Origin of the sequence: Sphingobacterium sp. UME9 (assembly GCF_014170215.1) — a bacterium.
Classification (GTDB): domain Bacteria; phylum Bacteroidota; class Bacteroidia; order Sphingobacteriales; family Sphingobacteriaceae; genus Sphingobacterium; species Sphingobacterium paramultivorum.
The window spans coordinates 469589-493181 of sequence record NZ_LZZP01000003.1; the positions used below are offsets into that span (position 1 = coordinate 469589).

Sequence of the window (23593 nt, forward strand, 5' to 3'; positions counted from 1 at the left end):
ATGAAGATTAAAACAATACTATTGTCGTGCTTCTTGTTGGGCTGTTCACTATGGTCGTCCGCCCAGCAACAGCCTATGGGCACCTCAGATAAGATGGCCTGGTGGTCAGCATCCAGATTTGGACTATTTATCCACTGGGGCCTATATTCTCAGACTGCCGGTGACTGGAATGGCAGGCCAACACGGGGCGGTGAACATTTTATGTTATATGAAAGGATACCACTGCAACAGTATGCGCAGATCGCCAAAGATTTTAACCCTACTGCATTTGATGCCGACAGCTGGGCACAGGCCGCCAAGGGGGCCGGCATGAAATACATTGTCATTACAGCAAAACATCACGATGGATTTGCCATGTTTAACTCCCCCAGCAGCGATTATAATGTTGTCCAACAGACTCCCTGGCAGCGGGACCCAATGCGGGACCTGGCTGATGCCTGCAAACGTTATGATTTAAAACTTTGCTTTTACTATTCTTTAGGGCGGGACTGGGCAGATCCGGATGTCCCTACCAATTGGCCTAGCAAGGCCGGACGAAGCAACTTCTGGGATTATCCAAATGAAGACGCCAAAGATTTATCAAAATATATCGAGCGAAAAGTAAAACCACAATTACACGAATTATTGACACAGTATGGTCCCATTGGTATAATATGGTTTGATACGCCCGAACTCTTTACTAAAGAACAAAGTACAGAAATCCAACAGTTCATTACCGATTTACAGCCCAATTGCATCATCAATAGTCGTATCGGCAATCACCTGGGCGACTACGAAGTCGTTGAGCAATCCCTAATGAATAAAGCAAAGGGCAAATGGGAGGCCTGCATCACAATGAGTCGCAATTGGGGTTTTAATAAGCATGATACAGTCTGGAAAAGTCCCGAAATATTGGTTAGAAATCTTGTAGAAGTGGTTAGTAGAGGTGGAAATCTACTGCTGAATATCGGCCCGAAAGGGGATGGTACCTTTCCTGTGGAAAGTATGGACCGATTACGGAGTATTGGAGATTGGATGAGCCGCAATGCAGAGGCAATATACGGGTCAGGCGAATGGAAAATACAAAGCGAAGGAAACCAATTACATGAGGAGGAAGCCGAGATCGCGGGGCAACAAACGATCAAAGACGCAGAAAATGATGCAACCTCAAAAGATATTGTGTCCGACATACGTTTTACGACAAAGGATGGCTTTGTCTATGTGTTTGTACGAAGTGCAAAGACCGACTTTGCCGCGGTAAAAAGTCTGGCAGCAGGTCAGGCGCAAATAGCTAAAATTACGCTATTGGGAAGCAAGCAGAAAATCAAATGGAAACAGGACGCTAAAGCATTACATCTTCCTGTCCCTTCAGCGACAGGCGGAGAGATACCTGTTTATGTTTTCAAGGTAACACTTGTTGGCCAGTCATAAGGTATACAACACGTCAATAAAAGGAAAGAAAGGATATTCACAACCAAATTATAACCAGATGAAAAAGATCATTTTCAATTTTGCGGTACTCGGTCTGCTGCTAAATTCTTGTTCCAGCCCATTGGAAGGACTCGATTCCACAACAGCAACCCATCTCTCCTTATACGGTAGTTCGGTAGCAAAAAGCAGTCTGTCCGGCTCTGGCCTGGTTTCTGCCGGAATGACACTGGCAGAAATCAATGCTGTAATCGCGCAGGCAAGTGCCGGCGATACCGTGTGGGTAGAAGCCGGCACTTATCTTATTGATGGTGCCCTGTTGATGAAGCCCGGTATTGCGCTTATGAAAAGCGGAAATACAAACCCCATATTCGATGCCCGGTCATCGGACAGTCAGCTGCTTCGGCAGACCTACAGTGCGGCCAATGTTGCTGGCTGTACATTCTCGGGCATTACATTTTGGAATCTTACTTTTTACATCAATAATGCGTCTGACGTCACTTTTAAATGGTGTATTTTTGACTATGGTATTAAGAAAGCAGGCAGCAACAAATCGAATGATCTGCATGATGCTTACATTCGCCTGATCGGCACGGATAAAGCCACCGTTTCAAACTGTGTATTCTCCAGGAGGCAGGGAAACAGTGGAAGAGGGGTGTGGAACGGGTCGGGCAGTACAAATTCAAAGGTCATCAACAATACCTTTGGCAATGCTGGCACAACGGGTTACTTTATCACGGCGATAAATGATAATTCTCAAAGCAATAGCCTGATCAGTGGAAATACTATTTTACGCAATGTATCTTTCAATAATGAAGATGCTAATACCGATCATGGTATTTATGCACATAGTTTTAACGGCTTGACAATACAGAACAATGTGATCAAAGGCTGGCCGGCGAATGGAAGCGGTGGTGCTATTAAAGCTCGGAACGGGCAGAACTTGGCTATCCTCAACAATGAATTCCATACTTCGGGCATTTTACTGTATATCTATATTGAACCTTCCTCGTACCAGTATCTTAAAAATGTACAGGTCAAGAACAACAAGATTTACCTGGATTCATTGACCGGAGGTATGTATGGTGGAATCGGCTATTGGCGGCAGAGCGGTGTTACCGGACAGGAAGAGTCAATTCTGATATCCGGCAACGAGATGCCAAATGGATCAATTAGTATTTCGGGATCCAATGGCTTTAGCAGCGCGCAGTTTAATCTATCGGGTGGTGGGGTATTCAACAATGATCTACACTTGCCTTTTCTTTCGCTTGCGGCAGGTGTAAGTCAATCGGGCAATTACTAACGCTAATAGCTCCATTTTTGTACCATTGTAGTTTACGAGAAATGCCAGTGTCATTTTTTTACAATAGTTTTGGACCGTAATGATCATCTAGTCAAAAAACCTCCCTTATCGGTTAATAAGGGGGGCTTGTATTTAAAAAAGAATTAATTTAAATCACCGATTGTTTTGTTATCATCCCTTACTAAAGCAAGTAGTTTCTGAACAGCAGGTTGCCTCCATTTCTCGGGCATATCTCCGTCCAGGTAACTGAGATCCTCTCCTATAATTAGCTCGTATCCTTCAGACGATATTTTGGCATATTGGCCTACCTGACCACTTTTACCTAATTCAAAATCAAATAACTGTTCTGTTTCCGTTGTTAAAATAACCGGTATATCTTTATATATTTTAGTTTTGGACATAGATTGAAATATTCATTAGTTCTTAAAAATAATCGTTCAAATTTTGAAAACGTTCGCAAGATTTTGCAATGATCCACATGGCTTACGCTACCTATTCATGTTCCAGTTCTGATTTTTCATAGGCAAGAAGTTCATTTGCGCAGATTTTTCCGAATTTATCGGCCGCTAACGGACTATCTGCAGTAATTAATTTTCTGTCAACGTAACAATCGCCGGCAATTTTTTTATTCAAAATTTCGATCCCAAGCTGTTTGAGTTTTTCGCCATAAAACTAGGGCATCTCGCCGGGCTGGTATCCACTTTCCGGTAAAGTCTTATCCATTTTATCAGGAAACGAATTAATCTTATATCCCTTAAAGTGAAACTCAGCGAAAAGACAGTTTGGTTTTAAATACTTCCATTGTTATCTAACTCTCCGTCGTTGGCTTCCTGTTCGTCAATTTCAGGAAATTCATTTTCTTCTTCGTTTCCTAGTTCTTCGTCGATGCCTAAATCATCCTGATCGGGCATTTCTGGAGTTTCATCGGGTTCATTTTCTGATAATTCCTCTTCAGGATTGTCTGGCACATCGTTCGGAAGATCCTCGGGCCCCTGTTGTGCAACAATTGCGAATGCAACGATAAGTATACCCTGATACCGATCCTGCGTAATTTGGTTTTTTTTCATCTTTTAATAAATATATAAAGTGAACCTTCTTGGGATCGGTTTCGTTAACTGATAAACTACGCAATATAAGTCATTTACTACCTGAAATCACTGTAATAGTCTGATGAAGTACTTTAACTGGGAATATTAAGTTTCAGCAATAAGGTTCTAAATACATCGAAAGTTCATAATCAAATTTTAAGTGCGATGGAAACTTTTTATAAAAAATATAAGGAAATGTTTATACGATAAAATTGCACTATATATTTCATGGAAGGTAATTATACCTGGGTTCATAAGTAATTATTACAAATTTTAAAATATAGATTTAAAACTTTCTGGTTATGTAAAAATGGCAGGCTAATTGTTCTGAAATACATATAACACACGATTTTCTCTACTACGATGTATAAAATATTACTTGTTGACGATCACACATTGGTAAGGAACGGCTTTAGGCTAATATTGGAGTCACATGAGCAACTCTCCATTGTTGGGGAGGCGGGAGATGGAGTTGAGGCGCTAGAATTCTTAAGTAAAGGCGAGACACCTGATCTTATAATTACAGATCTCAAAATGGAAGAGATGGGCGGCATTACATTAATCCATAAAGTGAAGGCCAAATATCCAGAAATTGACGTTGCTGTTTTATCAATGATCGAGGATAATAATACCGTTGCTGAAGCATTTAGGGCGGGGGCAGTTGGCTTTTTATCAAAAAATTCGGATTATGACGAACTTGTTCAAGGTATATTCAACATATTACAGGGTAAAAGATATATTTCAATGGAAATAGGTCTATCATTTCTCGATCATTTTCAACTAAATAGACCCATTTATATCGATAAAGAAGCTATTTTTCATCGCTACGATATTTCTGAAAGGGAATTAATGGTTTTGGAACTGATCTCACGTGGTTTTACAAATGCTGAAATAGCAGATCAGATATTCCTGAGTAAACGAACAGTTGAGGGGCACCGGCAGCAGCTGATTGATAAAACAAAAACAAAAAATACAGCTGATCTAGTGCGGTTTGCCTTTGAAAATAAACTGCTACAATAAATGGGTCAATAACGGATTTAAGATTCCGTGTAGATAAAAGGTCTGCTAAGGCTATAGTTTTAAATTAATAAGTATAAGATGGAACTCGATAAGGACGTAATTCAACGTATTGGCAAGCTACTTGATCGTAAGACTGTCGCAACGGCCGAAAGTGTAACAGCTGGACAGCTTCAGTTTATGCTGTCCCAGATCGAAAATGCTGCAGCTAATTTTAAAGGTGGGATTACAGCTTACACGCTTGAAGAGAAGGTAAATTTATTAGGAATAGATGAGGATGAGGCCAGAGAATGTGATTGTGTGTCGTCTCAGATCGCAGAAGATATGGCACTGCAGGCATCACACTTGTTCAATGCTGATTTTGGTATAGGTGTTACCGGTTATGCAACCCCAGTGGAAGAGTCAAATTTTAAGTTGTATGCATATTTTGCAATATCCTATAAAATGCAGATAATCGTTTCCGAAAAAACAGCATTGAAAAAAAACTTCTTAGGTGCAAAAGCACAGCAAAAATATGGCGAAAATATTTTGGTGACCTTTGAAAGTATACTTGCAAAGCTATTTTAGTAATTATTCCTCGCAAATTTATCTTAGGCTTTCAAACCTACTTTAACGCAATCGTCTTTTACAGAAGGCTGGCGAGTACATTTCAATACAACTCTTGGCTCACCAGAGATCAAGCTGATGTTTTTGAGGAGATGATCAAGTCCGGGGAAATACCTACCTTATAAAAAAGGCTGGAACGATCCAGCCGATATATTTTGATCCCTTGTTAGGAAAGAATTTTCAAAAATGCAGGCCTGATAAATGCGATACTATCAAGCCTGCAATCTATTCATTAAATATCCAAAGTAAGTACAACTAAAATTGAATAATAGTTTACAAAAAATAAAAAAGGCCGGTGACATGAATCCCCGACCTTTATAACTACTAAAACAAACTAACTTAACCTGGTGAAGAACATAATTCTGATAGAATGGTTCATTATTTTTCAAAAAAAGGACTAATCGTTCGATTAGCCCCTTAACTAAATTATAGACAGATCCATATAGGACCGGAAAATACGTTTAAAATGGCCAGGCCTAAAAACCTGACCATACAATTAAATCAATCAATCTGAACTGATACGTAACGATCGACAATAGATGGACAATTCTTTTAAGAGCTTGGTTTGATAAAAACAAAAAAAGACCGAGCCTCAGTAGCAGCCATACTTTTGTGAAATACATAAAACACAAAAGTATGGCAAATCAATGTATATATTTGAGTAATAAAAAGATTTAAAGATGATAAAATCAATGCGAACACCGATTATTACCATTGGAATTATAATAATGATTTTAAATTTGTTTGGCTGTTCTGAACCTACGAAGCAAAATAATAGTAAGCCATCAAACCAGACTCCATTAACCGAGCAAATTATTGATACGACTTCGGATGACATGTTATTGGAAGTCGTCTATGATAACCTCTTTCGTAAGTTATCGGCGGCATATGATAAAGAATATGAAATCGTCTTGTCTTGGAACAAATCTAGACAAGCAATTTATATGATCAGCCGATTAGAAGCAGAAGTAAATAATGGTGGTTATAACCAGTTTTATTTTAATTCAAGCGGTCAATTTGCTGCTGCGCTGCCAGAAGCGTTGAAATTAGTTGGCGCTACTAAATTTGCTGATCTGACCGAGCGGGCAAACAGCACATTTGAAAAGGAGAAATCGAAAATAACCGAAGATCAGGATGGTACGGTAGAAGGTTTTAGTAAATCTTATGAGAACAATCCGTTAAACAAATTTGACGAGGAATTTTACAAACTTAATGACGTTGAAAACTTGCAAAAAATTCAGGTTGACTACATCCGAAAGAACAAGAAAGAGTTTACTGATTAAATCCTATTCTAGTCCTATGCTGTACAATCCCTTTGAACAAGTCACCAAAAGTTCGTTTCGCGAGCTCGTCGAGTCAGGCTATGCCGACTTTGTGCTGCAGCGCTTTGAGTGGTATACTGATTTATAACAAATATATTTATTTTGTCCAAAAACTTTATATCGTGGATTTTTTGGGACAACTATAAGCAGAATAAATCATTTTTGATTTTTAAAGTAACATCTATTCAAAATGTTGTATTACAAGGGCAAAACTGCATGTTAAAGAATGCATGCAAACCTTTAGCATGTGTTTACATATAGTCAATTGTAACTATTAAAAATTAGAGAGTTTGGACCTGAATTAGTTTATGTTTTGAACGATACCATTATCAAGGTATTATTAACTAATGACATTTTCCAGTCGACGATAACTAATGTCACAATTGAAAGAAAATTTTAGATAATTTTTTTGCTGGCATGCATTTCAGTAAATTTGATGCATAAACTAAACTTTAAGTAAGAATGGAAAAGTATAATTACGGGGTCATTGGTCTGGGTGTAATGGGAAGAAATCTGCTTTACAATATTGCCGATAATGGTTTTTCTGTCGTAGGATTCGATTTAGATGAAGAAAAGGTAATCGAACTTCGTAAAGGAGTTGCTTCAGGTACAAAGGTTGTTGGAACTGTTTCTCTAGAGGAATTTGTGTTGAGTTTAGACAGTCCGCGAAAAGTTATTTTGATGGTTCCTGCAGGCAAACCGGTTGATGCTGTTCTTGAAAGCATAACACCGCTTCTGAGTCCAAAAGATGTTGTCGTTGATGCGGGAAATTCTTATTTCAAAGATACCGAGAGACGTATAGCCGATTTAGCTTCTAAAAACCTTCATTTTATGGGAATGGGAGTTTCTGGAGGAGAGCAGGGGGCGAGAAGAGGACCGAGTATTATGCCGGGTGGAGATTTGGAAGTTTTCAATTTGGTGAAGCCTATGCTGGAAGTTATTTCGGCAAAAGTAAAGGGGGAGCCCTGCACCGCTTATATGGGAAAAGGAGCTGCAGGGAATTACGTTAAAATGGTTCACAATGGTATTGAATATGCCATCATGCAATTAATCAGTGAAGCATACGATTTACTGAGAAAAGGAGCTAATCTTACCAATAACCAATTGTATGAAGTTTTCAAAAGATGGAATGAAGGCGAGATGAATTCTTTCCTTATTGAAATAACACGAGATATTTTCCAGCAAAAAGATGATGTAACAGACGGTTTTCTTGTCGACAAGATTTTAGATAAAGCAGGAGCAAAAGGAACCGGAAAATGGACCTCCCAGGAGGCTATGGAAGTTGGGGTGTCTATTCCAACCATCGATATTGCAGTAACATCAAGAATTTTATCCGCTTACAAAGATGAGCGCGTGAAAGCTTCGCAATTATATGCTAAAGAAGAAGTACAAACTCCTGAAAATACAGAATTGTTCATCAAAGAGGTGGGGGATGCTTTGTATTTATCTACTTTAATCAGTTATGCGCAAGGTTTGGCATTATTGGTAAAAGCCTCTGAAGAATATCAGTTTGAAATTCCGTTAAAAGATGTTGTTAAAATCTGGAGGGGTGGATGTATCATCCGTTCGGTTTTATTGGAAAAATTTTATCTGGCTTATTCAAAATACGAGAACTTATCTAATATTTTATTGGATCAGGAAATTTCAGAAATTGTAAAAGATAAAATTTCTTCATTAAGAAAAACAGCTGCTTTTGCTGTATCAAACGGAATTCCAAGCTTAGGAATTCAGTCGGCTCTAGGGTATTTCGAAGCTTATACCACAGCATCTTTACCTGTAAACCTGCTTCAGGCTCAGCGTGATTATTTTGGTGCACACACTTACCAAAGAACTGACAGAGAAGGAGTCTTTCATACGTCATGGCAAAACCCAAATAACTGAATCTAACAATGAGTGACAATACAATCCTGCATCCAACAACGATCGTTATTTTTGGTGCAACAGGGGATTTGGCGAAAAGAAAGCTTTTTCCTGCCTTCTACAATTTATATATCGATGGCAGAATGCCAAAAGGGTTTAATATTTTAGCTTTAGGAAGAGCCGAAAATACGGATGAAAAATTCAGGGCTTATATTAAAGAAAATCTGGAGAGTTTTTCCCGGAAAACTGTAATCAAGGAAGATTGGGCTGGTTTTCAGGCGCACATCAGCTATTTTCAGCATCAGCTTGATGAAGAAATCTCTTATCGGAATTTATATCAGAAACTGGAAAATTTTGACAAGGTGTACGGAATGAGAGGCAACAGACTTTTCTATTTGTCGATTGCACCAAACTTTGTATCGGTAATTTCAAATCATCTTAAAAATACGTCAATAGCCTCTGATCCTGCAACAGATCGAATTATTATCGAAAAACCTTTTGGTCACAATAAAGAATCTGCCATTGAGCTAAATAATCTTCTTTCACAAACTTTCCAGGAAGAACAGATTTATCGCATTGATCATTATTTAGGTAAAGAAACCGTTCAGAATATTTTGGCGTTCAGGTTCGGAAATTCAATTTTTGAACCTCTTTGGAATCACAGACATATAGAATCGGTACAGATTACGGTTGCCGAAGAAGTAGGTGTGGAAACAAGAGCCAGTTTTTATGAGCAGACAGGAGCTTTGCGCGATATGATTCAGAACCATCTTTTGCAAATTCTTTGCATGGTTGCTATGGAACCTCCGGCTTCACTTGAATCGGGTGAGATCAGGGATCGTAAAGTTGATGTTTTAAAATCCATCCGTAGGATTTCTCCCGAAAAAGTAGATCATTATGCCGTAAGAGGACAGTACGGACGAGGCAAAGTAAACGGGCTAAAAGTAAATGGCTATCGCCAGGAAGAGGGAATTGCTCATGATTCCAATACGGAAACATTTGTCGCTATCAAGTTTTATCTGGATAATGAAAGATGGGAGGATGTTCCTTTTTATGTTCGTACCGGTAAGAAGATGAAAGAAAAGCATTCTTATATAACGATTCAGTTTAAGCCACTTCCAAATTCTACGTTTTCAGAAAGCACCTCGCTTCTGTCGGCAAACCGATTGGTTATTAATATCCAGCCACAAATGGACATCAGATTGCAGTTTATGTCTAAAAAACCAGGTTTGTCTTTAGAGCTTAAACCTGTGGAGATGATTTTCGATAATTTTGCCTGTCAGACCGATACGCCCGAAGCTTATGAAACTCTTTTATTGGAAGCACTTGTGGGAGACCTTACACTGTTTATGCGCTCTGATCAGGTAGAAGAAGCTTGGGATGTGATAAAAACGATTCAGGAAACCTGGGAAAAAACCAAAGACCCATCTTTTCCAAATTATGCTTCAGGAAACTGGGGACCTGATGACAGTGATGCACTGGTCGAGCGGCAGGGGCATCAGTGGGTTTAAAATCTAATGAAAAGAGAATGAATATTACGATATTTAACAATCTGGATGCTTTATATAAAGAAGCGGCAGATACATTTGTTGAGCTTTCGAAAAAAGCGATCCAGAAGCATGATAAATTTGTGGTCGCGTTGAGTGGTGGCTCTTCACCGAAAGCTATTTTTAGTTTATTAGCTACTCCCGAATATGCAGATAAAATAATTTGGGAGAAAATCCATTTTTTTTGGGTAGATGAAAGATGGGTTTCTCTTGAAGATGAGAAAAGTAATTTTAAGATGACTTTGGAAGTACTTTTGAATAAGGTTCCGGTCAATAAAAATCAGATTTTCCCCATGTATAAAGAGGGAATTGAGCCTGAAAATTATGCTAAAGAATACGAAGCCCAAATCAGAAATGTTTTGGGAGCTGACGGTATTTTTGATTTCATCCTTTTAGGAATGGGTGATGATGGCCACACAGCTTCTCTATTTCCAGGAGAAAAGATCTTACAAGAAAAAGAAAAATGGGTTGATGCCTACTATTTAAAGCCACAGGCAATGTTCAGAATTACTTTGACTGAACCTATTATCAATAAAGCTGAAAATATTCTGATTGTTACCTTTGGTAAATCCAAAAGAAACGCTTTGAATGAAGTTCTTAATGGTGTATATAATCCTGAACTATATCCACTACAGTTAATTGAAAAGAAAGCAGGAGCCCAGATTTTTACCGATAAAGAAGCTGGAATTTAATGTGATTTAACTAGAGGGGACGTCTAACCAAAAAGGCTCCCTTAACGATTGACAAGGGTGCTTAAGTACTCTTGTCAATAACGTTATAGCTTCTTAGGGAAATATTAGATCTTTTTTATCCTATGTCTCGGGTGATCCGTCGTGCCAAGACACCTTTAATGTGGTACCCAAGGAATGAGTAGGGAAACTTAAATATAGTTAATTGGTCTATTCGATTTGAAAATAACAGTTAAGCAAAAATACCAGGATAAGCGTATATACGAACAACTTATTTTGGTAAATTCATCTACCAATTATCAATATTGGCGGATTTTTCAAGAATGGATTTGATCAGCCCATTAAAGTACGCGTTTACGAATTGATGGCTTTTCTCCCTTTTGGGATTACCGTTACCTTTGAAATAAAATTTTTTCACGTCCATTTCCCCCAGAGCCTAGTCAAATATCCACTCCGTGGGGCAGGAGTCTATTTGGTTGAAGGCAAAGTTATCCTGGAATAAGGTTGCCCTTCCATTGAGGTGATCCGCTGTGCCAAGATGCCGCTAAAACCGGATCCGAGGAGTGAGTAGGACGGAAATGATCTTCATTGGGGAAGTTGTTTTAATTCATATACATACTAATATTTTAATGCTAAAAATATTAGTATTGAAATGTTTATTTACTTATATTTGTATTGTTAACCAATTTAAAAACAATGTATTATGAGTGAGTTGAAACAATCGAAATATATCGATATTACAACAGATTATGGATTTAAAAAAGTTTTCGGATCAGATACCAATAAAGATCTTCTGATCGCTTTCTTAAACGAACTGTTTAGAGGCCGCAAGATTATTGCCGACCTGTATTATAACAAAAATGAGCATGTTGGGGATACAGAGGATATCGGTACCGTTATTTTTGATCTGACCTGCACGGCAGACAATGGCGAACGTTTTATTATTGAAGTGCAGCGCACGGCGCAGGATAATTTGAAAAAGCGCATGCTTTATTACAGCAGTAAATTGATAGCGGATCAGGCACCCAAAGGCAACCGAAGGGCTTGGAATTATGCAATTAGTGAAGTTTATATCATTGTACTGATGGATGGATTTGCAATGCCTGAGGCGGGGGATGAGCAGTATTTTCTGCACGATATTTGTTTATGTTATCGAGATCATGGTAAAATATTTTATGACGATCTAGGCTTTATATATGTGGAATTGGTTAACTTTGTTAAAGCTGAGGCAGAGTTAGTTAATGATTTAGATCGTTGGCTTTATGTACTCAAAAATATGTCTTCGCTAAATGGACTTTCCACTTATTTGCGTAAGCCTATTTTTGAGAAGTTATTTCAGTTAGCAGAGTATAGCAAACTAAAACCGGAGGAACGAGAGATGTACAACGTAAGTTTAAGGAATAAATGGGATGCCGAGAGTATCCGAAGTAGTCAGGAGGAGCAATTGAAACGAGCGCGCGAAAAAGCAATGGCTGAGGGAAAAGCAGAGGGAAAAGCAGAGGGAGAAGTTATCGGAAAAGCCGAAGGAAAGGCGGAAGTAATAAAAAATCTTTTGTCTTCGAATAAATTTTCGATATCGGAGATAGCCGAATTAGCGGACGTCACTGTAGAGTTTGTAAAGCAGATCGAGGCAGAGAAGGCTAAACGAAAATAAAACAGATTACAATATAAGATTTTAAGGCCACTTGGATACTGTCTAAGTGGCCTTTTCCTTTTTTATAGGTTAAGCTGGTCTTAGACGATACCATTTTGAATAAGCTCTCATTTAAATAAAATAATTGTAAGGCAGGGAATACGAATTCAACCTTTTTATAAAAGATCAAACGAAAGCAAATCAACCATTGTTATACCTATACTTTCATAAATTAGTTAATAACAGGTAGTAAAAAACCTTGAGATCCCCCTCCTCAAGGTTTTTTTTATTTTTATAGGCCTTCTGAGTTCGTCTGCCATTCCGGCCCCAATGGAAAGCATCGTTACGAGCAATTTGACCGGGACGGATTGTCACGATTGGGGAGTGATACAGCGCAGACTTAGTTGTTTTAATTGGATTCCTAATGTTTATTCTATTTCAAATATTGCTTGTATTTCTACAGAAGAATTTCCAGGAATAGATGACGCTCCAAGTGTGGCTCTTGCATGTTTTCCCTGATCTCCAAATATTTCAACTGTTAAATCAGAAGCTGCATTCATTAACTTTGCGTGGTCTGAAAACTGTTCTGAGGCATTGAAAATTCCCACTAATTGCACGCATTTTTTGACTTTATTTAAATCACCATCTACTGCGTCACTCAATACCGCTATTATATTGAGCATTGTTATTCTTGTTGCTTCCTTTACCTGTTCCTCTGTCACTTCTACGCCAATTTTTCCAGGATTAATCAATTTCCCGTCTTTTAATGCATATTGATTAATAAAAACCAGGTTGCCGCTTCTTACGTAAGGCAGGTAATTTCCAGCAGGAGCCGGTACTTTGGGTAAAGTTATATGTTTTTCTTTTAAAATCTGGTTAATGTCCTTTGTCGCCACTTCAGGAGTCTTGACAGATTTTTTTCCAAATGTACCTTTCAAAGCAATGGCTACTTTGCTAAAATATTTTCCTTGTTCGGAAGCTAAGAGTCGCTCGCCATCCGAAGGACGAGCTACATTTTTTAATGAAGCAAGGCTCGTCGTACCCAGAACAGTATTACCTTGCGGAATACTTTTGTCAAGCTTTTCATTTCCCCTTATACCATTTGGAACCAGGACCATTCCATGGACCGCAAGCATATTCATAAAGGATTGCATAGCTAACTCTCGTCCTGCACCACTTCCTGCAGACATAAAGACCATGGCTGGCATCCCTTCTAATTCATGCTTGGACCATAGTGTTGTTGTCTGAGCAAAAAACTCACTCATTGCCGTACTTATGTTCCCAAAATATACAGGAGAACCAAATGCAATTCCATCATATGACGAAAGTTCCGAAACGTTTGCGACCGGGATATGGTTGAGTTTTGGATTATCAATAAATTTGACTCTTTTGATAATTGCTTTTGTGTTACCATTGTTTTCAATTCCTTTCGCAACCTCTTTTGCAATTTCGTAGGTACCACCTTCATCTGAATGAATTAGTATAAGGATGTTTGCTTGTTTTTGCATTGCCAAAGATCTGTCCGTTAATACAAGTATTAACAAAAATGTGAATGCAAGAAATATTCTATTCATATTTACTGTAATTTTAAATGAGCATACAAAATTATCTATTGTTTTTTTATGGAATATGCCAATAAGTATATGCAAAGCGACAACATCAAGTGTGGCCTGACGGAAAGTAGAATGGGGAATTCGAATTTTTTAAATCAGTACGTGTTTTTGCGGCACCCGTGGTATTGAAGGAAATGCTTTTGTATGCTGCCAAGTGGAGTAAAAATCTTCAAGATAATATAGAGCAATACCATTTTTTGCAGGCCATATTAAACAGTTTGCCAAATTTTTGTTCTGAAAACACGAATCTTCAAATACCTATTTCATCCAATGAAAAATTGATCCCAATATGTGAGGAGATTAATTGTAATTTTAAATACGGTATAGATATCGAGTTATTAGCAAATAAAGTTGCTATGTCGGCCAGGACACTTCAACGTATATTTAAATCGGAGACAGGTATCACAGTTCAAAAATATCATCAGCTTATAAGAATTTTAAAAAGTATTGAGTTGATCGATCAGAAAAAATATACACTTTCCGAAGTAGCCTATCTGGTCGGGTATAAGAGTTTATCTGCATTTACATCTTCTTATCAATCTATTATGAAGAGCGCACCTAATGTGGCAAAGAAAGGAGTCTTAATGGGTCGGTGATGATTAATCTTTGTCTCAGATAGCCTCAGTAGCAGCCATACTTTGACGAGATACATAAAACACAAAAGTATGGCAAATCAATGTATATATTTGAGTAATAAAAAGATTTAAAGATGATAAAATCAATGCGAACACCGATTATTACCATTGGAATTATAATAATGATTTTAAATTTGTTTGGCTGTTCTGAACGTACGAAGCAAAATAATAATAAGCCATCAATTCAGACTCCATTAACCGAGCAAATTATTGATACGACTTCGGATGACATGTTATTGGAAGTCGTCTATGATAATCTCTTTCGTAAGTTATCGGCGGCATATGATAAAGAATATGAAATCGTCTTGTCTTGGAACAAATCTAGACAAGCAATTTATATGATCAGCCGATTAGAAGCAGAAGTAAATAATGGTGGTTATAACCAGTTTTATTTTAATTCAAGCGGTCAATTTGCTGCTGCGCTGCCAGAAGCGTTGAAATTAGTTGGCGCTACTAAATTTGCAGATCTGACCGAGCGAGCAAACAGCACATTTGAAAAGGAGAAATCGAAAATAACCGAAGATCAGGATGGTACGGTAGAAGGTTTTAGTAAATCTTATGAGAACAATCCGTTAAACAAGTTTGACGAGGAGTTTTACAAACTTAATGACGTTGAAAACTTGCAAAAAATTCAGGTTGACTACATCCGAAAGAACAAGAAAGAGTTTACGGATTAACTCCTATCTTAGTCCTATGCTGTACAATCCCTTTGAACAAGTCACCAAAAGTTCGTTTCGCGAGCTCCTCGAGTCGGGCTATGCCGACTTTGTGCTGCAGCGCTTTAAGTGGCCCGATGTTAAGGAAAAGACAGGCTTTCTGCTCACACCTTATGATGATAAAGAAGCCGTCGATCAGCATGCCCATCAACTGGGGGCAAAGGAGGGAAGAGCCTTGCAGTTGCCGCAGGATGCCGATAAGATCGAAAGCTTGTTGGAAACAGGATCAGGCTATCGTATTTTTCTCAATCGTATCAAGGAGGAGAACTGGGACAAGCGTATGCTTAAGCTCTACGAGAAAAATATTGTCAATTACCTGCGTACCAAAACCAGGTTTCAGCGCAAAAACCCCATTGATATTTTATTCTCCCTAGAATATGGTCGGGTAGTGGCTACCATTACCGATGGGCAGACCAAAAAGAAAGTATTTGCCATTGAGATCCTTCGGTAATAAGCTCCTTTCCGTACTGCAAAGCACGATTTTATTATCTTAGGGTAATCCTTGTTTACAACACAAATTGCGTATATGTTGTCCCAATGTTTTCTTTTAGATCTATAGCTAAGCTCGCAAAAGTTAATGTGGGTATTTAAAGATATAGCATTTCAATCACTTTAATTACTTCGTCAATGGATTTAACAGGACTTTTCTTAATATACAAATGAACTTCTGAGTCATATCATTAAAGAATTTTTATGTGTAGCTGTAAGTATGTAATCAATTTTGATTACATTTGTGTTATGGAAAAAAGTATGGAACGTTTTAAAGGAATTCATCCAGGGCTTATCTTAGAAAGAGAGCTTAAGAGGCGTGCGATTAAGCCAAGTCCATTTGCCCGCTCTATAGATACACAAAGACAAATATTCAATGCAATCATAAAAGGTCAACGCGGCATTCCAGTACCTTTATCATTGAAAGTTGACCAGGCACTAGGATTTGAAGAAGGGACTTTTGCGTTGTTACAAACTTTTTATGAGATAAAAAATGCTAAAACAAACATTGGAAATATAAACAAACCAGATTTGACTACTTTGCGAAAAGTTCTTTTTTGGGACACTGATGTCAATAAAATAGATTGGGGAAAACAAGCTAAAGCCGTAATTCATCGTATTTTCGAAAGGGGAAATCAAGAAGAGAAAAATGAAATACTAAGGTTTTATGGCAAGGAGCAAGTTCAGCAGGCTTTATCGGAACCAACAACAGCTCCAATGTTGTTGCATAAACATTAGTGCAAATAATTATGCTATATTATAATACTGTTAATGACCTATTAAGAGATACACTATTAACCCTAATGAAAGCGGATGTTTTTTCAACTTTTCGATTGGTTGGGGGAACTGCTTTAAGCTTGCATTTAGGCCATAGAGAATCTGTCGATATTGATCTTTTCTCGGATGTTCCATATGGTAGTTTAGACTTTGCGTCAATTGACAATTACTTGAAAGATACTTTTTCGTACGTCGATCACTTGTCCAATATTGCTCCCGCTATGGGAAAGTCTTATACGATTGGAAATGATAAAAACAACAGCGTTAAATTGGACGTTTTCTATGCAGACCCGTTCATTCAAGAACTTATCGAAGAAGATAATATTCGTTTAGCCTCAATCGAAGAAATTATTGCCATGAAGATCGATGTGATTCAGCGAGGAGGACGTAAAAAAGATTTTTGGGATTTACACGAGTTATTAGATAAGTATTCGATTTCACAAATGGTTGCATTACATGAAGAGCGATATCCTTTTTCTCACGATGAGAAAACGATCTTGATTAACTTAATCAATTTTGAAAACGCTGATAATGACTTCGATCCTGTGTGTTTAAAAGGTAAATATTGGGAATTTATAAAAGCTGATTTTGAGGAAGTAATAGGTAAGATTTAGTTGTGGGATTCAGATACATCGTTTCACTTTCTTTAATTGTAAGTGAAGTCTTTAATTTAAATTTCCGTTCAAGATCTCAAATAAAAATGTCGGAAGGATAATCTTTAGCGTGGTTCAGAAAGTTACTTTGTTAAATTTTTTTTAAGAACGGAATTATTTCAGCCAATGCTTGGGCTGTGTACTCGGGACGATCTTTACCTTCCATTACAGATCGACTATTTTCACAGATTGAATTATTCCGAAACTGTTCGCTCATTTTGCCAGTTATATTCCTGTAACCAAAGACCGCAAAAACCATAATGGTCAATTTTCGAGTTTTACAGGGAATAAGTTTTGTGCGTTTGCTTGAATTGTCAAACCTGCAAAAAGGATAAAAAGCGTTTTTCTCATTTATTTTGTTTATCTACTGAAGAGTGTCCGTTTAATATTGCTTTTAAAGCTGTCCGCGTAGCTATGGCTTAAGTTACGGGGCTTGGCGTCATTGGCGGAAATTGAAGCGAAAAGTTTCAATTTAGTGACAGGTTAAGCAAAGGCCAACTAATGGCATAAATTTAAGAAAAAAGTCAATATAATTTATTTTTGGATAAATCCATTTTTAGCTATATTCGCCGGATTATTAAATGGATTTAAATAGGAGTATTTCAATGATAAATATTTTAAAAAGGTTACCTGCTGTTTTGTTAATAATACTTTCAAGTATCTCTTTTTCGTATTCCCAGGACAAGGTTGATATAATACTGATTGGTACTTATCATTTTAACAATCCGGGCAATGACGCTGCAAAAACTACCGCTAGAAATATCCTAAGTGAAAAAGATCAGATGGGGCTGGAGGAGTTAACCAATGCGATTAACAAGAAGAGCAGACCCGATCAAATTTTTGTGGAAAGTCCACATGCAGAGGCAAAAAAGTTAAATGAGATCTACCAGCTATACTTATCAAATGATTTTAATAAGTTTACAGATACAATCGGAAATAAGAGACTTCAAAAACTTTATATTGAAGGCGAAACTTTTCAACTAGCCTTTCGTCTTGGCAAAAAATCCAATAATAAGGAAGTATTCCCCATAGACACGATGATACAAATGAGATTCGATCTTTTGAGCAAAGAACTAAATGCCAATCCAGTGCTCAAAGCAGCGTATGATAATAAGTTAGGGGAACTGAGTAAGGGATTTAATGAAGGGATCGGTAAAGAAAGTATGCGCGATGTACTTTTAAGGCTCAATGAAGAGGATATTTACTTTCAAAATAAAAGTTTTTATATCTCTTTAGCAAATAAAGTAGGTGTATCAAATGGTTATTTCGGAAGTATATTGGTTTCAGACTGGTATAAACGTAATTTATTGATGTTCGCAAACATTCAAAGCCAACTGAAAAAATCTACTAAAACAGCAGTGATCTTGGTGGGTGTAGGTCATGCTGCCATGTTCAGAGAATTTTTTAAGAATGATCCGAATTTTAATTTAGTCGAATTGAAGGATATTCTTTAAAAATATAGAGGTTGGTTATACCCCTAATTTATTTGAAAACAGGGGTAAAACCAAAATCAAAAATTCTCCTATAAAATCTCTGCTTCACCAATAAGTTTAGGTCCTTCATGTAGCCACCATTTACGACCTTTTGTCAAATATTGCTCCAGCTCTTTTACAAGGAGAAAACGAATAGTCGCAATTCTTTCTTCTCCAGGCATTAGATCCTCGCCCTCAAAATTTATATCACCTATATAAGTCCGCTGTAGTTTACCTTCTGACGTATATTCAAACACGTGATTGGGTCGATAACCTGAGATAATACCTGTTTTTCGGCCACCATCTTCAGTAGGTATTAGCTTTACTCTTGCCTTGACTATCAATAATCCATATTCGTTGGTAAGCTCTTTTATGCTGGCGAGTGTGTATTTGTCATATGCCATTACGTCGAACACTTTTGATACGCCCGTATCAAACCATCTTTTGTAGATAAGTTTGCCATTCATGAACAAGTAGAGCTCATTTTCTGAAAAATCTTTAAATATCATTTTGGGCGTTTTTATATTTAGTGTCTTGGATTATTTCTAACATCCTTTTCAATCTCTAGCCTTTAATTCTTCAATCAATTCTTCTGCAATAGGAATATCAGCCGGAGCGAGTTTCCAGTCTAATAGATCACTAACCTTTACCCACTCGAGTTGATCATGATCGGTAGATTCTGAAGCTATATTCTCGGTCTCACAAATGAACGAGATCAATTCTATAGCGCCATTATCGTACTGATGTACCGTATCGAAAAAGTGCTGTTTGATTTTGACTTTCAAGTTGAGCTCTTCGATCAATTCTCGAAGCAGCGATTCTTCATTAGATTCACCATCCTCAACCTTACCGCCAGGGAACTCCCAATAGCCACCTAAAGACTTTTCAGGTTTCCGTCGACAAATCAGAACAAGATCATCTTTGAATATAATCCCGCAAACAACTTTGATAAGATCCATAGTTATTGAGATTTTATTATCGTTAACTCGCCATCATCAAATCCCACCGTTATTGCTATCGTTTGGGCAAAAATTGAAGTTTTGAAATCTTCGGATTTTACATATGCTTGAACTATACATTCAGCATATTTTAAAATATCCTGCCAGTCTTTACCTTTTAAAAACTCATTACCGAATGAAAAATATTTCTGTTTAGGTTCAAAGTTCCTATTGGTAGCCCAATCGTCATCATCTTTATCGAAAACTTTGGAGCCAGTGAGATACATGGTGAAACCTTCTTCTGATTCGAAAAGCCCGAAATTGAACGCAATTATAAATTTATCAATCCTTTCAGTTTTGTTGATGTTATCCACCCATTCGTGGAATCTTTGATCGACCGGTTTAACTTTTTGCAGATAGCTCATCATGGTGCAGTAGGAGTAATGTCGTCAAAAGTAATAATTAATAGGTATCTATTTTGGTTTTATTTTCAAGGTGAAAAGATGTTCGAGTGATTTTATCTCATTGAATTGCAAAGTGGAATCTGCCGATGTTCAATTATTGGCTTATCATGAAAAGGAAGCCATGTCAGGAACTATCCTATGATGTGAAATATTTCGGCGCTATTACAGGCGTTGATAATACTGATCTTATTCACTAAGTGTTGATCAAGTTTAAGAACTATTTTAGGCCTAAGATTATTCAGCGATCATCACCTGTTCCTCCTTGATATTATTTAGAAAATCCGTGTATTTTATGGGTAGCTTTTTTCTGTGGTAATAAAAATAGAAGTCAAATGAGCCCCCGATGATTCCCTTATCCGGAGCATATACAAATCGATCAATTCCTCGCTCAAAATCATAATTATACTCATGTTGTGTCCAATCGACATAGGTCCAAAACTGATATCCCGTTCCATGCTGTGCTAAGGTGATTTTTTTGGATAGGTATTCTCTTCTGTCCCGGGACCAATCTAAAAAGGAGAGCGGGTCTTCACCTATCCGATATAAAGGGAATTGTAAACTAGGATAAGCGCCTTTAAATATTTTTTCGAATTGAAGTACACTATAGGTCGAATCTTGTGTATTGATAGTCCCTAAGACATTCGTAAAAGCTTGCGGACGATTGCGGACTGCATAAAACTGTAACAAACAGTATTTTGGTGCATAATAAGTATCTCCTTTTTTTATAATTAGCTTATAATCATTGAAATACTTTGTTGTTTGCTTTACAGTGGTGTTGAAGTACGATAACGTATTTTTTTTATGAAGCTCTTCCAGATCGTTAAGGTTAATCATCGAAGAACGTACAGTATCAGAGTTGATTTCATACCAATCTTCTGAACCATCTAAATCAGGTAGAATGGAAAATAGCATGATATTATAATCATGTTGTCCATTATATATACCCTTATTACCGATAAATGTCTGTACCTTACTCGTTACATTAAAAAGATGTACTTCACGCTTAATCTTATATAGCGGATATGTGTTTAACCTAAAGGATGAGGCTGTAAACTCTTTGCTATCTTCGTCAAAAAGGAAATATTTGGTCTGACTAAATCCTTTATTGAAGGACAATAGGGAGATAAGGATCAACCAAATTATAAGGCACTTAGTTTTAAGCATAGCAATGTTCATTTCGTTTGTTAATTAGTTTCTTTCAATTAAAAATTATTTGCATTTAGTACCTGCTTTGCCATCTCTATGAGTCGAATTAACACTTGACTCAACTGCATTGAGATTATTTACTATTTAAAAGTCCAAAACTATCAGAAAGGGAGTTACATTCAGTTAGGTAAGTGTGCAATTAATTCAACTTCTAATTTAGCGTCTGACATATATAACCTTTGTACTTGTATCCAGGTAGCGGCAGGAAAGTCATTATTGTAAAACTGTTTCCTTACATCATTATATTTCTTCATTGCTTCAATGTCTGTCGTGTACAAATTCTCTTTTACCACATGTTGAAATGTTGCTCCAAAACTGGCCAAAGATGCTTTTAAATCATTGTAAACAGCTTGAATTCCTTTAGGGGAAAGATCCGTAGTTACCGCGCCCGATATATAAAGAATGTTATCAACTTTTAAAACTTGACAATATCCCGCTGTTGTATCCTGTTTCATTTTGTTGTTATTCCAATGCCACTTTTCTTTTTTGATATTTTTTTCCTGTGAAAAAGTATTGCTAAAAATTAATAGAAATGGAAGTAAAATAAGGTATTTCATCGTTTTTGGTATTTATTTAAATGGAGATCTTCATTGTTTAATTATTTTCCTAAATTAAGAAATTTAGGAATTGGTTACATCTTTTTCTAAACTTCTCTCTTTATTTCAAAATAGAGAATAATAGCTCCTCCTTTAAAATGTTCGATTTTTATGCTCGGTATCTCCCGCGTACGGTTTACATACTCATTGTTTTCCTCAGATCGAAGGAAACGCTACTTTTGGAAATATTCCCATTTTTTTTAATGGTGTATATTCTAAACATAAGCAGAATTTAGTACATATTCCAATATTTTAAGCCATATCATTCCAGTATTATCATTCTGCCGATTGTCGTGATGTTTGATGCTTAGAGTTAATAAAAAGTTTTTTTTAATTTTTTGATTATAGTAAAAATAAAAAAGGAATAAAAACTACGTAATTCATAGTTTAAATATTTTATTTGTCTAGATTTGATCAGACAGACAAATAGCATATAATGTTAATTTTAATAACCTTTGTTTAATTAGTTAACGTATTAAATAATTGTATCCATATTTATCATTCACTAAAATAAATTAAATGAAAACATCACGAGTTATTACCTTTTTCGTCTCATGCCTGATTATCTTTTCTGGATGTGAAACACATAACGAGTCCCATAAGGATATTCTTCAACAGAACAAACTTAGTGTTAACACTGAAAGAATTGGTTTGCACAATACGTTGTCCTCAAAAATCATAGAAGATAGAGCGAATTACAGTATTGAGAGAATCAGGGATATAAATAATGTTCTTCATTTTGCAGATCCCGACAATTCCGTTGTGGCATTACTTGAGGCGTCATGCGAAAGTGAACCTGTTATGACCGCTACAAAAGTTACCAGCGTGGGATATGCGACCTACCCCGTGACAGTTGATAACAAAATTATAGGCTACCTCTGGAATTTCTATGGGTCAACAAAACGGTCTATTTTTCAGGAGTTTAAATTTGATAAATTGGGTAAAGTAATTGGGTTTTCACTATGGAATGATGAAAACAAATTTTTCCTTAGCACAAACGATGAGTTGTATAAACCTCAATCATCAGCACTTATTTATAATAACCCAGCTCCAAAGCTACTTAAAGAGACATATGAAGAATGTGTAGTCCGAGTGTATGGTGCTGCAAAAGCAGCTTGTGAAGCTGACCCGACATGTGATATGATGTGCGACTTTACACCTGGTTGCCATGCCTGTATGGCGGTAGCCGCTGCAGCAGCTTGCGCTTTAAATTAAAAATATATGAAAATACTAATAATTGCTTCACTTGTATTTATTCTATTCGTCTATTTGCTGACCATATATAGAATTGCAACCTCAAAGCGAAAACTGGAAAGCTGGAAATTGCTTTTAGTCGTTTTCCTTCCATTTTTCGGGTGTATCATCTATCTGCTCACCCTAAATAATGATTTTAAAATTAGAGTAAGTAAAAATAAACACTTATAATTTTAGCGAATCAGGCTAATCTTACAATTAGCCTGGTTTTGACGAAAATAAAAGTTTTCCTTTCTTATCTCTATTTAAATTAGTTATATCCTGACTTGTTTGAAAACAAGGATGAAACCAAATCTAAAAATTTTCTT

24 protein-coding genes are annotated in these 23593 nt (G+C 36.9%); 16 read left to right on the top strand and 8 right to left on the bottom strand.

Going from position 1 to position 23593, the window contains the following annotated elements; all coding sequences use genetic code 11:
• A complete protein-coding gene (locus A9970_RS03405; protein WP_182981298.1) occupies positions 1-1410 on the top strand; it encodes an alpha-L-fucosidase in 1410 nt (469 codons plus the stop codon).
• 58 nt (positions 1411-1468) lie between these two features.
• A complete protein-coding gene (locus tag A9970_RS03410) occupies positions 1469-2710 on the top strand; it encodes a right-handed parallel beta-helix repeat-containing protein (RefSeq protein WP_182981299.1) in 1242 nt (413 codons plus the stop codon).
• 143 nt (positions 2711-2853) lie between these two features.
• Here A9970_RS03410 and A9970_RS03415 read toward each other — a convergent pair whose 3' ends face one another.
• Both A9970_RS03415 and A9970_RS03420 read right to left on the bottom strand, forming a co-directional pair.
• The gene (locus tag A9970_RS03415; RefSeq protein WP_182981300.1) at positions 2854-3111 is read right to left on the bottom strand and encodes a hypothetical protein; all 258 of its coding nucleotides are present in this window, start codon (positions 3109-3111) and stop codon (positions 2854-2856) included.
• Between the two features lie 387 nt (positions 3112-3498).
• Positions 3499-3777 (bottom strand): hypothetical protein, encoded by a 279-nt coding sequence (locus A9970_RS03420; RefSeq protein WP_182981301.1) that lies wholly within the window; start codon positions 3775-3777, stop codon positions 3499-3501.
• A gap of 384 nt (positions 3778-4161) precedes the next feature.
• Here A9970_RS03420 and A9970_RS03425 point away from each other — a divergent pair, with 384 nt between their 5' ends.
• The 7 genes from A9970_RS03425 (at position 4162) to A9970_RS03455 (ending at position 12493) form a co-directional block, all read left to right on the top strand.
• A complete protein-coding gene (locus tag A9970_RS03425) occupies positions 4162-4818 on the top strand; it encodes a response regulator transcription factor (RefSeq protein ID WP_182981302.1) in 657 nt (218 codons plus the stop codon).
• Between the two features lie 78 nt (positions 4819-4896).
• Entirely contained in the window at positions 4897-5382 is a 486-nt protein-coding gene (locus A9970_RS03430; RefSeq protein WP_182981303.1) for a CinA family protein, read from the top strand.
• 719 nt (positions 5383-6101) lie between these two features.
• Positions 6102-6704, top strand: a complete 603-nt coding sequence (locus A9970_RS03435) for a DUF4375 domain-containing protein (RefSeq protein ID WP_182981304.1) — start codon at positions 6102-6104, stop codon at positions 6702-6704.
• 501 nt (positions 6705-7205) lie between these two features.
• Positions 7206-8624: an NADP-dependent phosphogluconate dehydrogenase gene (gene gndA / locus A9970_RS03440; protein WP_182981305.1), complete on the top strand. Its 1419-nt coding sequence runs from the start codon at positions 7206-7208 to the stop codon at positions 8622-8624.
• Between the two features lie 8 nt (positions 8625-8632).
• On the top strand, positions 8633-10114 hold the full coding sequence (gene zwf / locus A9970_RS03445) for a glucose-6-phosphate dehydrogenase (protein WP_182981306.1): 1482 nt from the start codon (positions 8633-8635) through the stop codon (positions 10112-10114).
• Positions 10115-10131: 17 nt separating this feature from the next.
• Entirely contained in the window at positions 10132-10842 is a 711-nt protein-coding gene (gene pgl / locus A9970_RS03450) for a 6-phosphogluconolactonase (RefSeq protein WP_182981307.1), read from the top strand.
• Positions 10843-11542: 700 nt separating this feature from the next.
• Positions 11543-12493, top strand: a complete 951-nt coding sequence (locus A9970_RS03455; RefSeq protein ID WP_182981308.1) for an Rpn family recombination-promoting nuclease/putative transposase — start codon at positions 11543-11545, stop codon at positions 12491-12493.
• 407 nt (positions 12494-12900) lie between these two features.
• On the opposite strand, the gene A9970_RS03460 is transcribed toward A9970_RS03455, so the two are convergent.
• Positions 12901-14046 carry an Atu1372/SO_1960 family protein gene (locus tag A9970_RS03460; protein ID WP_182981309.1) on the bottom strand — a complete coding sequence of 382 codons (1146 nt, stop codon included), beginning with the start codon at positions 14044-14046 and terminating at the stop codon, positions 12901-12903.
• 173 nt (positions 14047-14219) lie between these two features.
• Here A9970_RS03460 and A9970_RS28610 point away from each other — a divergent pair, with 173 nt between their 5' ends.
• The 6 genes from A9970_RS28610 to A9970_RS03490 all read left to right on the top strand — a co-directional run bounded on the left by A9970_RS28610 (position 14220) and on the right by A9970_RS03490 (position 18809).
• Entirely contained in the window at positions 14220-14681 is a 462-nt protein-coding gene (locus A9970_RS28610) for an AraC family transcriptional regulator (RefSeq protein WP_182981989.1), read from the top strand.
• Positions 14682-14794: 113 nt separating this feature from the next.
• Positions 14795-15397: a DUF4375 domain-containing protein gene (locus tag A9970_RS03470; protein WP_182981310.1), complete on the top strand. Its 603-nt coding sequence runs from the start codon at positions 14795-14797 to the stop codon at positions 15395-15397.
• Positions 15398-15413: 16 nt separating this feature from the next.
• Entirely contained in the window at positions 15414-15887 is a 474-nt protein-coding gene (locus tag A9970_RS03475; RefSeq protein ID WP_182981311.1) for a hypothetical protein, read from the top strand.
• A gap of 287 nt (positions 15888-16174) precedes the next feature.
• Positions 16175-16663 (top strand): DUF6922 domain-containing protein, encoded by a 489-nt coding sequence (locus tag A9970_RS03480; protein ID WP_182981312.1) that lies wholly within the window; start codon positions 16175-16177, stop codon positions 16661-16663.
• A gap of 11 nt (positions 16664-16674) precedes the next feature.
• Positions 16675-17316, top strand: a complete 642-nt coding sequence (locus A9970_RS03485) for a nucleotidyl transferase AbiEii/AbiGii toxin family protein (protein WP_182981313.1) — start codon at positions 16675-16677, stop codon at positions 17314-17316.
• 644 nt (positions 17317-17960) lie between these two features.
• Positions 17961-18809 (top strand): DUF5694 domain-containing protein, encoded by an 849-nt coding sequence (locus A9970_RS03490; protein WP_182981314.1) that lies wholly within the window; start codon positions 17961-17963, stop codon positions 18807-18809.
• A gap of 68 nt (positions 18810-18877) precedes the next feature.
• Here the strand turns inward: A9970_RS03490 and A9970_RS03495 are convergent, their stop codons facing one another.
• The 5 genes from A9970_RS03495 to A9970_RS03515 form a co-directional block, all read right to left on the bottom strand.
• Positions 18878-19336 (bottom strand): hypothetical protein, encoded by a 459-nt coding sequence (locus A9970_RS03495; RefSeq protein WP_182981315.1) that lies wholly within the window; start codon positions 19334-19336, stop codon positions 18878-18880.
• A gap of 48 nt (positions 19337-19384) precedes the next feature.
• Entirely contained in the window at positions 19385-19786 is a 402-nt protein-coding gene (locus A9970_RS03500) for a (deoxy)nucleoside triphosphate pyrophosphohydrolase (RefSeq protein WP_182981316.1), read from the bottom strand.
• Between the two features lie 2 nt (positions 19787-19788).
• Positions 19789-20193 carry a hypothetical protein gene (locus A9970_RS03505; RefSeq protein ID WP_220801506.1) on the bottom strand — a complete coding sequence of 135 codons (405 nt, stop codon included), beginning with the start codon at positions 20191-20193 and terminating at the stop codon, positions 19789-19791.
• A gap of 270 nt (positions 20194-20463) precedes the next feature.
• Positions 20464-21393 carry a hypothetical protein gene (locus tag A9970_RS03510; RefSeq protein ID WP_182981318.1) on the bottom strand — a complete coding sequence of 310 codons (930 nt, stop codon included), beginning with the start codon at positions 21391-21393 and terminating at the stop codon, positions 20464-20466.
• A 161-nt stretch (positions 21394-21554) separates the two neighbouring features.
• The gene (locus tag A9970_RS03515) at positions 21555-21992 is read right to left on the bottom strand and encodes a RidA family protein (RefSeq protein WP_182981319.1); all 438 of its coding nucleotides are present in this window, start codon (positions 21990-21992) and stop codon (positions 21555-21557) included.
• 558 nt (positions 21993-22550) lie between these two features.
• Here A9970_RS03515 and A9970_RS03520 point away from each other — a divergent pair.
• On the top strand, positions 22551-23246 hold the full coding sequence (locus A9970_RS03520; RefSeq protein ID WP_182981320.1) for a hypothetical protein: 696 nt from the start codon (positions 22551-22553) through the stop codon (positions 23244-23246).
• Positions 23247-23593 lie beyond the last annotated feature (347 nt).